The organism is Thermosulfurimonas dismutans (assembly GCF_001652585.1).
Lineage (GTDB): Bacteria > Desulfobacterota > Thermodesulfobacteria > Thermodesulfobacteriales > Thermodesulfobacteriaceae > Thermosulfurimonas > Thermosulfurimonas dismutans.
On the sequence record NZ_LWLG01000016.1, the window covers coordinates 13,371 to 28,033 of the forward strand.

Annotated in this window: 12 protein-coding genes; 8 read left to right on the plus strand and 4 right to left on the minus strand. The window is 49.9% G+C overall.

Annotation, left to right across the window (positions count from 1 at the left end; all coding sequences use genetic code 11):
* Window positions 1-129: 129 nt before the first annotated feature.
* On the minus strand, window positions 130-543 hold the full coding sequence (locus TDIS_RS11580; RefSeq protein ID WP_425263983.1) for a DUF2946 family protein: 414 nt from the start codon (window positions 541-543) through the stop codon (window positions 130-132).
* Between the two features lie 296 nt (window positions 544-839).
* On the opposite strand from TDIS_RS11580, the gene TDIS_RS09000 reads away from it, so the two are divergent.
* On the plus strand, window positions 840-2,873 hold the full coding sequence (locus tag TDIS_RS09000) for a putative bifunctional diguanylate cyclase/phosphodiesterase (protein ID WP_068671502.1): 2,034 nt from the start codon (window positions 840-842) through the stop codon (window positions 2,871-2,873).
* Window positions 2,874-2,911: 38 nt separating this feature from the next.
* Here the strand turns inward: TDIS_RS09000 and TDIS_RS09005 are convergent, their stop codons facing one another.
* The 3 genes from TDIS_RS09005 to TDIS_RS09015 are packed head-to-tail and all read right to left on the minus strand — an operon-like array spanning window position 2,912 to window position 6,827.
* Complete coding sequence (locus TDIS_RS09005; RefSeq protein ID WP_068671504.1) at window positions 2,912-4,141, minus strand: molybdopterin molybdotransferase MoeA; 1,230 nt, start codon at window positions 4,139-4,141, stop codon at window positions 2,912-2,914.
* A 2-nt stretch (window positions 4,142-4,143) separates the two neighbouring features.
* On the minus strand, window positions 4,144-4,911 hold the full coding sequence (fdhD, locus tag TDIS_RS09010; RefSeq protein ID WP_068671506.1) for a formate dehydrogenase accessory sulfurtransferase FdhD: 768 nt from the start codon (window positions 4,909-4,911) through the stop codon (window positions 4,144-4,146).
* A complete protein-coding gene (locus TDIS_RS09015) occupies window positions 4,908-6,827 on the minus strand; it encodes a molybdopterin biosynthesis protein (RefSeq protein ID WP_068671508.1) in 1,920 nt (639 codons plus the stop codon). The genes fdhD and TDIS_RS09015 overlap by 4 nt, the downstream gene beginning before the upstream one ends.
* A 320-nt stretch (window positions 6,828-7,147) precedes the next feature.
* On the opposite strand from TDIS_RS09015, the gene TDIS_RS09020 reads away from it, so the two are divergent.
* From TDIS_RS09020 to TDIS_RS09055, 7 genes are all read left to right on the plus strand, one after another.
* Window positions 7,148-8,881, plus strand: a complete 1,734-nt coding sequence (locus TDIS_RS09020; RefSeq protein ID WP_161939513.1) for a 4Fe-4S binding protein — start codon at window positions 7,148-7,150, stop codon at window positions 8,879-8,881.
* Complete coding sequence (locus TDIS_RS09025; RefSeq protein ID WP_068671512.1) at window positions 8,882-9,484, plus strand: TorD/DmsD family molecular chaperone; 603 nt, start codon at window positions 8,882-8,884, stop codon at window positions 9,482-9,484.
* Between the two features lie 24 nt (window positions 9,485-9,508).
* Window positions 9,509-9,694, plus strand: coding sequence for a hypothetical protein (locus TDIS_RS09030; protein ID WP_068671514.1), 186 nt, complete (start codon window positions 9,509-9,511; stop codon window positions 9,692-9,694).
* Window positions 9,695-9,707: 13 nt separating this feature from the next.
* Window positions 9,708-12,467 (plus strand): molybdopterin-dependent oxidoreductase, encoded by a 2,760-nt coding sequence (locus TDIS_RS09040; protein WP_084271047.1) that lies wholly within the window; start codon window positions 9,708-9,710, stop codon window positions 12,465-12,467.
* Between the two features lie 62 nt (window positions 12,468-12,529).
* The gene (gene fdh3B, locus TDIS_RS09045; protein WP_068671520.1) at window positions 12,530-13,096 is read left to right on the plus strand and encodes a formate dehydrogenase FDH3 subunit beta; all 567 of its coding nucleotides are present in this window, start codon (window positions 12,530-12,532) and stop codon (window positions 13,094-13,096) included.
* A 46-nt stretch (window positions 13,097-13,142) separates the two neighbouring features.
* Window positions 13,143-14,030, plus strand: coding sequence for a formate dehydrogenase subunit gamma (locus TDIS_RS09050; protein WP_068671522.1), 888 nt, complete (start codon window positions 13,143-13,145; stop codon window positions 14,028-14,030).
* 17 nt (window positions 14,031-14,047) lie between these two features.
* Window positions 14,048-14,662: a molybdopterin-guanine dinucleotide biosynthesis protein B gene (locus tag TDIS_RS09055; protein WP_068671524.1), complete on the plus strand. Its 615-nt coding sequence runs from the start codon at window positions 14,048-14,050 to the stop codon at window positions 14,660-14,662.
* Window position 14,663: the final 1 nt, after the last annotated feature.

Below are 14,663 nucleotides of genomic sequence, written 5' to 3' on the forward strand. Positions count from 1 at the left end.
TGAAGGGCACGGCCCATCTTTAACGTCGGGTGCCAGAAGGAAGAGACAAAATATCTTTCAGGTCACCTGATCGGCTAAATTCAGTTTCCGAGTCCGCTTTTTATTCCTTGAGGAGCCTGGCCGAGCCCTTCAGGATATGCAGACGGGAGGGGCCCTGGTTTGAAAATGAACAAAAGAAGTTCGGCTTAGAAATTCACGGAAGCAAAATCTTATTGCAAGCTTTATCGCCCAAATAACCAAATAAATGAAAAGGGAGGGTAGGGCACTTTGGGCCAAAAGGTAGGTAAGACAGACGGGACAATTTTGGGTAGTGTGGTGAGGCCTTTTTCCCGAATCCTGGTCGGGAGGGTGGGTATAAGCTGGTTTAAAAGGGACGCAGGTATAGCAAAAGCTTTCTGAAAATATTTCATTTATGTGCTTTCTTTGATGGAGAGGGATGATTAAATAGAGGGCGACCAGATAAATAAAAAGGCTTGCTAGGGAGATCAGTTTAATTTTACGTCTTGAGCTACCGGCTATCGAACCGGTATTCATCGTCAACATCTTGAGCAATCAAGACATATTTGTCAATACCTCCCAAGGCCTTTCCACCTCGGGTGTTTCCATTATATCGGGCCTTAAACTCTAAGGCTCCCGTCTTGTTTCCATGAAAAGGGGATAAGCCCCGGGCTTCCGGCTGGGTATTATAGGCTTCCCTAGTGATTCTTTGCTTTTAAAGAAAAATAAGCTTTATATAGGGCCTTTCCTCGACTTTTAGACTTGAAATTAGATATAAAGATCTATTTTGATTTTTTAATGAGTTTGACTCTCCTTGCGCTCTTCGCTAAAAAGAGATACTAGTGGGACTTGATACTAGTAAAACTGAAAAGCCGGAGTCGGAAAAGTATTTTGATCTCCTAAACGACAATCCTAAAAAGGCTCGAAAGGTTTTAGCTTATTTTGTACGAAGAGCCGTAGCATCCCGAAAGGGCTTTCAAACCCTTTTAGAATTACTTAAAACAGGTCTAACCTCCAGAAATCCAGAAATCATTGTTGAAGATCTTCTCTGGGCTACTAAATACAATCTTTTAATCCAAAAAAGAGATTTTTCTCGCTTAAGAGATAAACTCAATAGAATTATCAACTTTTATTTTATCCTATATCAGATGAACACCCTTTTCCATCATGCCGGCAGTTTGGAGGAATTCGTAAAAGGTCTGATTGACTTGCTCTTTCATTTCCCGGAATTTAGGGTTCTATGGGGAAAGATAAATTCTTTGGATACGATCCTTCCTTTTGATGCTCAGGGATTGAAAAAATTCTTCCCTGATGAAATTTTTGAGGATTTCGAATGGCTCCGTGAGCCTAGGATTCTGAAACCCTCGGAGATCTCGGAATCACTGATTGAACCCTCCAAAAATTTTGGGGTCGAGCGTTGGGTCCTCATTCCGCTTGGAGTAAGGGATTGGACTTTCGGAATGCTTATCCTGGGACTCTCGAAAGCCCCTCTTTCAGAATGGGAACGTACGCTCTTTCTTGATGACTTTTATAACCACATAAATTCCGCCCTGGAGGCGATCAGAGAGAGGAAGGCCCACGGTAATAATCTTTTCGATGCCGTAACCGAGTTTCCGCTTGAAGGATATTTCCTGATACTGACGGAAAAAAGATTCCGAGAGGCAAGAGAAAAAGGCGAAAAGCTCATGCTTTTATCGCTAGGTGTGGATCGTCTCATTCACGTCAATCAGGTTTTTGGTTTCGATACAGGGGATGCCCTTCTTAAAGTTCTTGCTGAAAGACTTAAAGATTTCGTGGGCAAAGATGGGGAAATCGGCCGCGGCCGAAGTGAGACTTTCTATCTTCTCGTTCCAAGACCGGAATCGTACGTGGAATATCTGGAAAAACTAAAACGGTTTCTCTCTCTACCAGTCGTTTTAGGGAACTTGCCCCTTGAAATTACGCTCTCCCTCGGAGTAGCCTTTTTTCCAGAGGATGGTACCGAACCTAGAGATCTCTTAAAAAAGGCCCGTACTGCCCTTCATGAAGCCAAACGCCTGGGGGGGAACCGTACAGTCTTCTTTTCTCGGGATCTTCACGAACGGGCCCGCAAGTACCTTGTGCTTCTCCCTCGGCTGAGGCGGGCCATACAGAAAAACGAATTTGTGGTGTACTGTCAGCCGCGGATAGACGCCAAGGAATGGAAGGTGTGCGGAGGAGAAATTCTGGTAAGGTGGCAGGACCCGGAGAGAGGTCTCATTCCTCCCGGTGAATTCATCTGGGTGCTCGAAGAATCAGGTCTCATCACGGATTTGGGACTTTGGATAGCCGAAGAAACCTGTCGCATACTTTTGGATCTTCCCCGGGAGATGTTTGTGTCCCTTAACCTCTCCTTCAACGTCTCTCCCCGCCAATTATGGGGCTCAAACTTTGTGGATCGCTTTATGGACATCCTCAAAAGATACAGACTGTGTCCGACTAGAATAAAGATCGAAATTACGGAAAATGTATTCGTTGAAAAAACGGAGGAAATAATCAAAGAACTTATAAAGATTTCAAAAACAGGGGTGAAAGTGGTTCTAGATGATTTTGGGACCGGTTACTCTTCTCTTCACTATCTCTCCCGTCTCCCGGTACACGATCTAAAGATTGATCGAGCTTTCGTAAAGGGACTTCCCAATTCGGTTAAAGACCTTGAAATTGTAAAGGCTATTCTGGCCTTAGCCCGAGCTCTCGGCAAGCGGGTAGTAGCCGAAGGGGTAGAAACTCGAGAACAGCTAGAGTGTCTCTGTAAACTCGGAGTGGATGAGATCCAGGGCTTCTATTTTGCTCGTCCTCTTCCCTGGCCGGAGTTTAAAAAATTCGTCTTCGAATTTCGTAAGGAGCACTATATTTAAGGAATGGGCCGGTAGGGGAATGGATTAAAGATTAGTCATTAGAGTAAAAATATTTCGGCCTCCTCGCCCTCGTATATCCCTTCGCTTTCGGAAGGTATGTGCAAAAGTCCATCGGCCTGGGCCATGGGGGAAAGAATACCTGAGCGGCCAAAAATGGGCTCTGCCCAGAGTTTTCCCTCTTTGTCTTCCTGCAATTTGACTCTAATATAATCTTCTCGGCCCTGAGCCGAAGCGATATTACGTAATGCTTTGGCCCGTACTTTAGGTAAAAACAAGTCTTTCCCACAGGCGCCCTGCAGATGCAGTAGAAGGGGACGGACCATTATATAAAATACGACAAGAGCACTTGTGACCTGGCCCGGTAAGCCGAAAACAGCTTTGTTTCCGGTCCTTGCTAAAATAGTAGGCTTACCCGGTTTAACGGCCACTCCGTGGCAGATAAGTTCTGCGTCGGGAAGACGCGAGATACAGCGCAAGGTATAATCCCGCGTGCCCACGGAAGAACCGCCGGAAATAAGCACTACGTCGTTTTCCATTAAAGCCTTTTCTAGAGTCGAATAAAGGGCCTCTTCCTGATCTGGCACAATGCCCATGATATGGGCTGTACCTCCGGCTTCTTGGACGGCGGCACATAAAGAAAAAGAGTTAGCATCTCGGATCTTCCCCGGCTCTAAGGGCGCTTCCGGCGGGACTAGTTCATCGCCCGTAGAAATAATGGCTACCTTAGGCCTTTTGAAGACGGGGATTGAGGTGATCCCGGCGCTGGCCAGAAGGCCGATATGCCCTGGAGTGATCCGGGTGTGGGCGGCAAGAATGAGCCCACCTTTGGGGATATCTTCCCCTTTAGTAATGACGTTTTCTCCGGGAGCAACGGGTCTTCTGATTTCAACTAGCTCTCCTATTTCCTCGGCATATTCCAGCATGACAACGGCGTCGGCCCCTTCGGGCAACATGCCTCCGGTAGCGATCTTGGCGGCTTCCCCCGAAGAAAGGGTAAAGGTAGGTTCAACGCCCATGGGAATCTCTCCCACTAGGCGCAAAACTACCGGCTCTCCTTCTCTGGCGCCAAAAGTGTCTCTGGCATAGACTGCATAGCCATCCATGGTGGAACGGCTAAAAGGAGGTAAGTCTTCTTGAGAGATGAGATCTTCCGCGCAAAAACGCCCTTGGGCACTCGTCAAATCTACGTTTTCTTTCCCTAGAGGCGAAAACTTTTCAATGGCACTTAAGACTTCTTCCACCTTTTTGACCTGAAAGAAGAATTCCATTTTTATATCTTAATCCTTTCGGGAGCATGGAAAACATTTATTCGGTCCGGGCGAGCGTAACAGACGAGTGTGATGCCAGCCCGTCTGGCTATTTCGAGTCCTAAAGAAGAGGTAGCTGTACGCGACATCACGATAGGAATGCCTATGCGGGCACATTTTAAAACCATATCCGAAGTCAAGCGTCCCGTGGTATAAACAGCCCCTTTAGGGGTAGCCTTCCCCAGAAGGATAGCCCCTACTATTTTGTCCATGGCGTTGTGGCGTCCGACATCTTCATAAAAAAGCTTAAGTTCCCCTTCAGACCAGAAACCACACCCATGAACACAGTGTGTTCTGCGTTGAAGGTCAGAGGTCTTTAGGACCTCAAGGATAAAACTTCTTATTTCTTTCAAGGATATTTGATATTCAGCCAAGGGTTCAAAGTCTCTTTCCAAAAAATCTCGTGAAATCTTACCGGTCCCACCGCAGCCAGAAGTTACAATGAGGTCTTTTTTTTCGATCTTTTCTATATCCGCATAAACGAATATACCACCCCTTTCGTGACAGAGCCTTACTTCTTTGACCACCTCGGGGCCAGAAAGATAGCCCTGGGCATAGAGAAAACCTACGCCAAACTCTTCAAGCCCGGTAGGCAAAACCATAGAAGAACCTATGGGCTCTTCATTGAGATAAATTTTGTACGGAACCTCCTGGATAACTTCTTCAAAATGTTGCCGTTCTTCAGCCGGAGTTCTTATAATGGTTTCTAGTTCTAGGGTAATAGGTCTCATAGGATTATTTTGCCCATCTCTGAGGTATCATAACCTCCAAGATTTTCAACGGCCTTTTTAAAAGCAGGGTCGGTCAGTACTTCCTGCAAGACTTTGAAGAAGGGGCTTTCATAAAAGTCTAGACGTATGAGAAGATCGTACCTTTCCTTAAAAAGGGGAATAAACTCCAGATTTAAAAGCTTGGCTGCGGCTCGTATTCCAAGGCCAACGTCGGCCTGCCCTGTGGCAACGTTTATGGCCACACCGAGATGCGTGGTTTCTTCTACTTCGTAGCCCTGGATTTCTCTAGGTGACACACCAATTTTTTGTAGATGATAATCAAGGAGCACTCTTGTTCCTGAACCTGGCTGGCGATTGATAAAGGTTACCTCTTTTTGGGCAAGATCTCTTAAATCTCTAATTCCCTTGGGGTTGCCGGGTGGAAGGATAAGCCCCTGTTCCCGATAAACGAAATTGATCAAGCGTACTGGTGTTTCCGGTAAGTAGCGTTTTATGTAAGGAACATTAAATTCTCCGGTTTCGGGATCGAAAAGATGGGTGCCGGCCATGTGGGCCAGCCCATCTTTTATCGCCATAAGACCAGAAAGGCTTCCTACATGAGCCGTAGAGAGTTCAAGACCGAGCTCTTTTTGGCGTAGGAACTGGGCTAGAATGTCTAGCGCCAGGTCATGACTCCCTACCACAAGAATGGTTTTGGCAAGGTCCTTTTCTGGACGCAAAAGTTCTATTTCGCACTCCGCCCCTTGAAGTAAACCCTCGGATTCTGAAGAGATACGGACTATAGCATCCGCACGGGTAAGGGTAGTGATGGCTCCGGCTCCGCGTTTTAAGGGCAAAAATACGGTTTGCGTCCCAACCTTACCAGCTTTAACGCGCAAAAATTCGGTAACACCGAGTTTGGAGGGAATCTTGCATCCAGAGACGGCTTTGACCTTGGGGCGCCTAGGGATTCTTGCGCCATACATGGCTTCAAAAACAGGTCTTACCATCTGCTCAAAAGCCAGGACGGCCGATACCGGATAACCTGGCACGCCGATTATAGGAGTGTTTTGAACGAGCCCCAGTACTACGGGTTTCCCAGGCATCATTTGTATGCCATGCACCAGAAGTTTTCCTTCTTCTTCGATCAAAGCGGCCGTATAATCCTTGCTTCCAGCAGAAGATCCAGCAATAAGGGCTATGAGATGAGGCTTTCTTGAGGCGGCCTTTTCGACTGCTTTTTTGAGCTCTACGTAATTATCTCTTACAATAGGAAAGATTTCGGCCTCTCCTCCCCATTCCTCAACCAGAGCGGCGAGCATGGTGCTGTTGAACTCCACCGTCTTTCCAAAAGGGATTTCTCCTTCGGCTTCTTCTGGCAAAACCAGCTCATCCCCCGTGGGGATAAAGATGACACGGGGTTTGGCACGCACGGTAACGGTTAGGTAACCGGAGGCCAGTAAGACCCCAAGATCCCAAGCCGAAAGCCTGTGGCCTTCGGTAAAAAGCATTTCTCCTTGGACTACATCTTCACCAATACGACGTACATGCTGCCAGGGATAAACCGGGGACCTGATCTCTACCAGGTCTTCTTTGATGAAGTGGACGTGTTCAATCATGATGACCGCATTGGTTCCTTCGGGTAAGGGTTCCCCCGTATTTACCAAAAAGGCTTGCTTTCCTATTTGGAGTAAAAGGGGATTGGCCTCACTTGCGCCAAAAGTATCTTCCGCTCGCACGGCAATACCGTCCATAGCCGCGCTGTTAAAGCCGGGAAGAGATCGCTTGGCAAAAATAGGTTGGGCCGTGATCCGACCTCTGGCTTCTTTTACAGGAATGTCCTCTTGAGCAAGCGCCTTTTTCCAGTCCCAGGCATTAAGAAAGATCTTTTGGGCCTCATAAAGGGGTTTCATATGCAGGTATATTTTGCGCTTCATTAAATCCTCCTTAAGATAACATTGAAGCGATTCATCCTTCCTATTTTATCCTCTTTTGCCCTCATCCCACCATCTTGAAATAGGACTTTCCTTGAAGTAATTACTTCGGAAAGTGTGGAAGTTCTATCTTGCATCTAAGAAGCTAGAAAGCTTGACACCAATTTGGTCGAGGAGTATAAGCTGATTTGCTAACGATGCCAAGGAAATAAGGGACTTCTTTTATGGTAAGTACTTCTTTCCACGTTTTATTAAAAAAAGGGGATAAATTTTTACTGAATCGGGTTTCTTCTCAGGAAGAGATCCCCTCAGAGGCGGTGCTGGTGGGCCTTTTTTCAGACCAGGCCCCGGAGGCCTCCTGGCTCGCCTCCCCCACACTTAGGGTCAATGCCGATCTCGGTACTTTTGAGGAGTCTTTTCTATACGCCTTGGCGCTGGCTGAGAAAGCCCGCTTTGAAGAAAACTATTTCAAGAGCTACACCTTAGACACCCGGGGAAAGATCATCGTCCTTGCTCGAAAGCCGGAAACCCTCCAAGATTTTGTGGAGATCTACGGAGGCATCCTTGATCTCTTTCCTGTGGTCCTCGGTACCCCCTGTCTTTCCTTTCCGGTGGCCGAAGATCTTTCCCTTGAGAAGACCTCCTCGGGCTTTCGCTTGACTTTCCTACGCCGGCTTCCTATTGACCCCGAAAAATGTCTCTTTTGTGGTCGGTGCGGTCCGGTATGTAATAAAGAAGCTCTTCTTCCGGATCTTCAGGTCGATCTTTCTCGTTGTGATCAGTGCGGAGAATGTGTGGCGGTTTGCCCCACCGAGGCTATTGATTTCCACCGCTACACGCGCCTAGAGGTCGAGGCTCCCTATATCCTCTTTCTGGAAGAACCTACTATCCCTATCCCCGAAGAAAAAGAGAACATTTTTACCAGGGATAAGCTTGAGGAGCTTTTGGCTCTTCAAGGACTCCATCAGGTAGATGAGGTCATACGTTTCTCTTCCGATCTATGCCAGCACATCGCCCGCTTAAAGGCGGGCTGTAAGCGATGCCTTGAGACCTGTCCGGAGGGGGCGATCAGGGAAAGCGATGGAGGGCTTAAGATAAATCACTTCCGCTGTGCAGGCTGCGGCTCCTGTGTGGCCGCCTGTCCTACCGGGGCCCTCCAGTACGCCCCCTTTGACGACCGAAGTTTTGTGGCCTATTTCCAAAACCTTCCTCTCCCCAAAGGGACCACCGTTCTCATCGCTCCGGAGGAGACCTTAAAGCTCATCTGGTGGCGCAAAAACGGTACCCGCTTCCCTGATGTCTTTTTCTTAGAGTATCCAGAACCACGCGCTCTAACGAGTATGCACCTGCTCTTTCTCTGGGCCCGAGGGGTCTCCCGGGTGATTCTGGTAACAGAAGAGGCCCGGGCCCTTTCCGAAGAGGTTGAGCTTGCCAACGAAATCATCTTTCTCCTCTGGGGTTTTAAGCCTTTTGAGATTCTTACCTCAGAAGAGGTCCTTAGGGCCTCTTTAGAACCGGAAGCCCAAAATCCCCTCAAAGAGTCCTTTGAGAAGTTTGAGTTTCGTTCTCGGCGGAGGGCCATCGCGGCCCTCCTTTCCTTTTTCCTTGAAAGCCAGGCTCCCGAGGCTTCCCTTCCCGAAATAAAAAGTGAAACCTTCGGAGAGATCCTCTGTGACGAAAGCCGCTGTACCCTATGTGCCGCTTGTTTAAACGAGTGCCATACCGAGGCCCTGAGGGGCGATCCCGAATCCTACGCCTTGGTTTTCACCCCTGTCCTTTGCGTCCAGTGCGGAACCTGTGTCTCCGTCTGCCCGGAGGAGGTCTTGAAGAAAGCGCCTGGGCTTCGGCTTTCCCCGGAATTTTTGCAGGAAAAGGTCTTGGCCCAGGACGAACCGATTAAGTGTCTCATGTGCGGCAAGATCTTCGGTACGAAAAAGAGTTTTGAAAAGGTTAGGACCACGCTCAATTCTTTGGGAAGATGGGCTGAGGTCGAGGGCCTGCTTCCGTACTGTGAGACCTGTCGGGTGATTAAGATGTTTAGCGAAAAGGAGGCCTAGGTGTCGCTTTCTGAGGTTGAACGTGCCCGTATTTTTATGCTTGATCTGGCGAAATCTTTCTTTCTTGGAGAACCTTCAGAGGAAAAATGCCAGGCCTGGGAGAAGGCCCTTGCCGCCCTCGACGGCCAGACCGGTTTCGCGCCTCTCGATCAGGCGGTGAGGGACCTCAGGGAATATCTTGCGCAGACTCCCCTTTCAGCCCTTTCTGAGGAATACTACCGGCTTTTTGTAGACCCTTTCAATGAAAAGCCCGTCTTGCTTACAGCCTCTTATCACATAGATGGTAAAAACTACGGACCGACTCTGGCCAAGTTACGCAGTTTCCTGAAGGAAATAGGGCTTGTTAAAGACGAAAATTTTAAGGAACCAGAAGATTCTTTGGTCTGTCTCCTTGACTTTTTGATTTCCCTTATCTACGTTGAAAGAAAGGAACTTTCGAGGGCGCAAGAGAAGCTTTTGACTAATTTTTTGAAACCGTGTGTAGAGGGGTTAAGTCAGGCCTTGGAGGAAAGAGAAGAGACCGGGTTTTATCGCCGGTGTGCGGCCTTCCTTAAGGCCTATATCCTCCTCGAGGAACGTTTCTTTCTCGAGGGGGAAGTTTAAAATGTGTAGTTAAGGAGGGAAGAGATGGCTAAAAAAGTGGATGAGACTAGACGATCTATCATAAAGAGTATGCTTTTGGCCGCGGGGACGGCCCTGGCTTTAAGCTCTAAGAAGGCCAGGGCTCAAAAGGCTGCCCCTGAGAGTCAGGACGAGATCCTTTATCGTGAGACGGAGGCCTTCCGGGCCTATTACGAATCTCTTAGAAATTAAAGGAGGTACGCAAATGGCGGCAAGGAAAATTGTTCCTCAAACGACCTCCCCTTCCGGGACCAAGATTACCTTAAATCCCAAGATGGCTCGCCGTTCCTTTTTGAAGATTGCGGCGGCGACCACGGCCCTTACCGGTCTTGCCCTAAGTGGTAGGCTTACCAAGCGGGCCGAGGCCAAGACACCCAAGTCTCCTTATAGTCAGTCCAAGATTGTGCGCACCATCTGCACCTATTGCTCTGTGGGGTGCGGGATTTACGCTGAGGTAGAAAATGGGGTCTGGGTCCGGCAGGAGATCGCCCAGGATCATCCCGTCTCCCGTGGTGGGCACTGCTGCAAGGGCGCCGGGGCGATTGACATGGTAAGGAGTGAGAAGCGTCTGCGCTCTCCCATGAAACGTGAAAACGGGCGGTGGAAGAGGATTTCCTGGGAACAGGCCCTAGACGAGATCTGCAGCAAGCTCCTTGAGATCCGGGAAAAGTATGGCCCTGATGCTGTCCACTGGAACGGGAGTGCCAAGGTTTCGACCGAAATGGCTTATCTTCAGAGAAAACTTGCCGCCTTCTGGGGCACCAACAATATCGATCACCAGGCCCGCATATGACACTCCACCACGGTGGCCGGGGTGGCCAACACATGGGGCTATGGTGCAATGACCAATCACTTCAACGATATTCGTCATGCCAAATTGGTTTTCTTTATTGGTTCCAATGCTGCCGAAGCCCATCCGGTAGCCATGCAGCACATCCTTTATGCCAAGGAGGTCAACAACGCGCCTATTATCGTAGTTGATCCGCGGTTTACCAAGCTTGCGGCCAAGGCTACGGATTACGTGCGCATACGTCCCGGGACAGACACGGCCTTTCTCATGGGGCTCATCAACCAACTCATTCAGAACGAGTGGTACGACAAAGAATTCGTTCGCACCCGGGTGGCAGGCTTTGAAGAGCTTAAAGAGGTGGCGGCCCACTATACCCCCGAAGTGGTGGAAGACATTACCGGCGTGCCGGCCAAAGAGGTGGTACGCATCGCCAAACTCATGGCCACGCACCGTCCGGGCACGGTGGTCTGGTGCATGGGGCTCACCCAGCATCACATCGGAAGTTCCAATACCCGGGCGGCCTGTATCCTGCAGCTCATGCTCGGGAATATGGGTGTTTCCGGAGGTGGCACGAATATCTTCCGAGGACACGACAATGTTCAGGGTGCCACGGATATGTGCGTGCTTTCGCACTCGCTGCCCGGCTACTACGGGCTCTCGGAGAAGGCTTGGCGTCACTGGTGTGAGGTTTGGGGCGTAGACTACGAGTGGATGAAGTCCCGTTTCCACAGCAAGGAGTACATGGAGAAACCGGGATTTACGCTAGCCCGCTGGTACGAAGGCGTCATCCAGGAAGATAAGATCTATCAATACACTCCGATTAAGGCCGTAGTCTTCTGGGGTTGTTCTTCCACCTCGCAATCTCAGTACCACAAGCTAAAGAAGGCCTTGGACAAGCTTGAGCTCGTGGTGATCATCGATCCCTTCCCTACCACCACGGCGGCCATGTGCGAGAAGGACAACGTTTACCTCCTCCCGAGCACCAGCCAGTATGAGACCGAGGGTTCGGTAACCAGCAGCTGCCGCCAAGCCCAGTGGCGCTACAAGGTGGTGGACCCGATCTATGACAGCAAGACCGACTACGAGATTCTCCAGGAGTTCGTGAAGCGTTTCGGATTTGCCGACAAGTTCTTCAAGAACATCAAGAAGATCCCCGAGGATGTTACCCGAGAGATTGCCCGCGGCACACTCACCATCGGGCTTGTGGGCTGGCTTCCCGAACGCATCAAGAAACATACCGACAACTGGCACACCTTCGACATTGATACCCTCCAGGCCAAGGGTGGCCCTTGCGACGGGGAGTACTACGGTTTACCCTGGCCCTGCTGGACGGAGGAGCATCCCGGAACCCCGATCCTTTACGACATCTCGAAACCCGTAGCCAAAGGAGGGTTACCCTTCCGGGCCCGCTTCGGCACGGAGTATACCTATCCGAGCGGCCGCAAGGAGAATCTGCTGGCCGCTGAAGGGGTGGCCAACCCTGGAAGCGAGATCATGGGCGGGTATCCGGAGTTCAAGGGCTGGAAGACAGATGTTCGGGTCATCAAGGAAGCCGTTAAGCGCGGCATGGCGCCTTTTGGCAACGCCCGGGCCCGGTGCTATTGCTGGAACTTCCCGGATCCTGTACCTGTCCACCGGGAACCGCTCCATTCTCCTAGACCTGATCTCATCAAGAAATATCCCACTTATCCAGACAAACCTAATCACTACCGCGTTTACACGCGTTTTAAGAGCGAGCAGAAACCGGAGCTCGTCAAAGAATTTCCGCTCGTCCTTATTACCGGGCGTGTGGTGGAACACATGGGCGGTGGTGACGAGACCCGAAGCAACAAATATCTCGCAGAGCTCATGCCCGAGGTCTACGCGGAGATCAACCCGCGGGTGGCCAACAACTATGGTCTCCGCGAGGGAGATATGATCTGGGTGGAGTCACCTGAGGGTGGCCGGATTAGGGTTAAGGTGAAGATCACGGATAGGGTAGATGACCGGACAATTTTTATCCCCTACAGCTTCGGCGGTATGTTTATGGGGCGTTCTATGGCCGCCAATTATCCAGACGGCCTGGTACCCTACGCTATCGGTGAGCCGGCTAACATCGTCGTAAATTACGGCTACGACATCAAGACTCAAATCCAGGCCACTAAGGAGGGGCTTTGCCGGATAAGAAAGGCCTAAAAAGTCTAAAAATAGGGGGTGGGGGATCCCCCTCCCCCTACAATTTGTGATAGGAGGACGATATGGCGCGTATGAAATTTATTTGTGATACCGAGCGCTGCGTAGCCTGTCATGGTTGTGTTGTTGCCTGCAAAGAGGGACATCACATCCCGGTGGGGATTAACCGCCGGCGGGTGATCATCATTAATGAGGGTAAACCAGGGGAGAGGAGCATCTCCATCTCTTGTATGCATTGCTCCGATCCTCCGTGCATGGCGGTTTGTCCGGCAGGGGCCATTTATCAGCGCGACGACGGCATCGTCCTGGTGAATAAAGATATCTGCATCGGTTGCGGTTATTGTCTTATGGCCTGTCCCTTCGGGGCCCCGCAGTTTCCAAAGAACAGTAGTTTCGGGGCGCGTGGAGTCATGGACAAGTGCACCTTTTGTGCGGGTGGTCCGGCTCCCACCTTCAGCGAAAAAGAGAAGAGACTTTATGGCCAGAACCGAATTGCCGAGGGTAAGGTGCCCCTATGTGCTGGCATGTGTGCTACCAAGGCCTTGCTTGCCGGAGATGCTGACGTCATTTCCAAGATCTATGCTGAACGCGTGGCCCGTCGAGGGAACGGGCTAAAGGAAAAGATTTTTTAATAGACTCCGGGGGCTCTGCCCCCGGAAAACTATTATGGAGTGGAGTATGCGAGGAAGCCTTTTAGGAAAAGGCCTTTTGGTTTTCTTTTTGCTAAGCTTAGGGGTTCATTATGTTTGGGCCCAGGATATCCTTCGTGGTTTCGGACCGGAGTCCTTTACGGATTATTTCAGACAGTTCTCTGAGATCATCGTGGGCGACTGGTCTAATTCCGGCAGGCAGTTCCTCGCCCTGGTGCCGAAGTTGAAATTATATTTCCTGGTAGTGCTTGTGGGGGTGCCCGGCCTCTTCTTCCTGCACTACCTTATCATAGGACCTAAGAGGTTCTCGCACCAAGGTGAAAAGATCCTCTACTACGGGCCCTTGGCCCGATTGATTCACTGGGTGGCGGCGCTTTTCTTTACGCTTCTCGTCGTTACGGGGCTAACCATCATCTTTGCCAAGACTTTCGGTGGTGGTTCTCTAGTGCGGATTTCGCGCAAGATTCATCTACTTTCGGCCTTTGGCTTTGGAGCCGTGGTTGTCCCCATGTTTCTTATGTGGCTCAGGGACATGCTTCCGGCCCCTTATGATCTGAAATGGTTCCTGATGTTTGGCGGATACTTAAGCCGCAAGAAGCAACCCATCCCGGCAGGAAAATTCAACGCCGGACAGAAGATGTGGTTCTGGCTGGCCTCCGTGGGCGGGGGGGTGATGCTCTATACCGGATTTTACCTTTATCTCTTCGAGGCCCCTTTGAAGGATTTGCGTCTTTTTGTCCTCATTCACAATTTTCTAGGGCTTGCCATCGTGGCCCTCTTTTTCACCCATCTTTACATGTCTCTCTTTGCCGTTAAAGGCGCCATCCAAAGTATGCTTTCCGGCTACAAATCCGCCGAAGAGGTCTCCGTCCTCCATAGCAAGTATTACGAGAAATTGAAGCAAGGGCGTTCTTAACCGCCAAGGAGGCCCGATTGATTCCCGTAGTTACTTTCGTGGGGTTTGTGGAGAAACGGGCCTTGGTGGAGGCCGTGGCTCAGGAACTCAAGGGGCGGGGCTATAAGGTAGGGCTCATCAGGGAGAAATCTAGCCCAGTGAAGACCTCATCCCTCCCGTTCCCGGGGCAGGCCGAGGTGAATTTTGGCCAGATCTCACTCGTTCAAGAGCTTGACCACGAAGACTTTGAACATTTGATTTATCGTCTGTTTGAAGGCTATGATATCGTCTTAGGTGAAGGCTTTGTCGAGATAGAGCCTATCCCCAAGATCGAGGTAGCCAGGGCTTCCGTTTCGCGTAACCTCTTTAAAGGAAAAATTTCCGGTGTGTTGGCCGTGGTCTCAGATTTTGAAGTGCCAGGAAGCCGGAGTTTTCCCTTTGAGGCCATTTCTGAAATTGCAAGCTTTATCGAAGAACACATCCTTTTACCCTTGAAGCGGGATGTAAAGACCGTCCTTTTCGTGAATGGCAGACGTATCCCCATCAAAAAATACGTTCGGGAAACTCTAGCTGGAGTCATTGAGGGCTTTGTGAGTCGTCTCAAAATGACGGAAGGTGCCCGCGAAATAGAGATCAAGATACGCTTGGAATAAT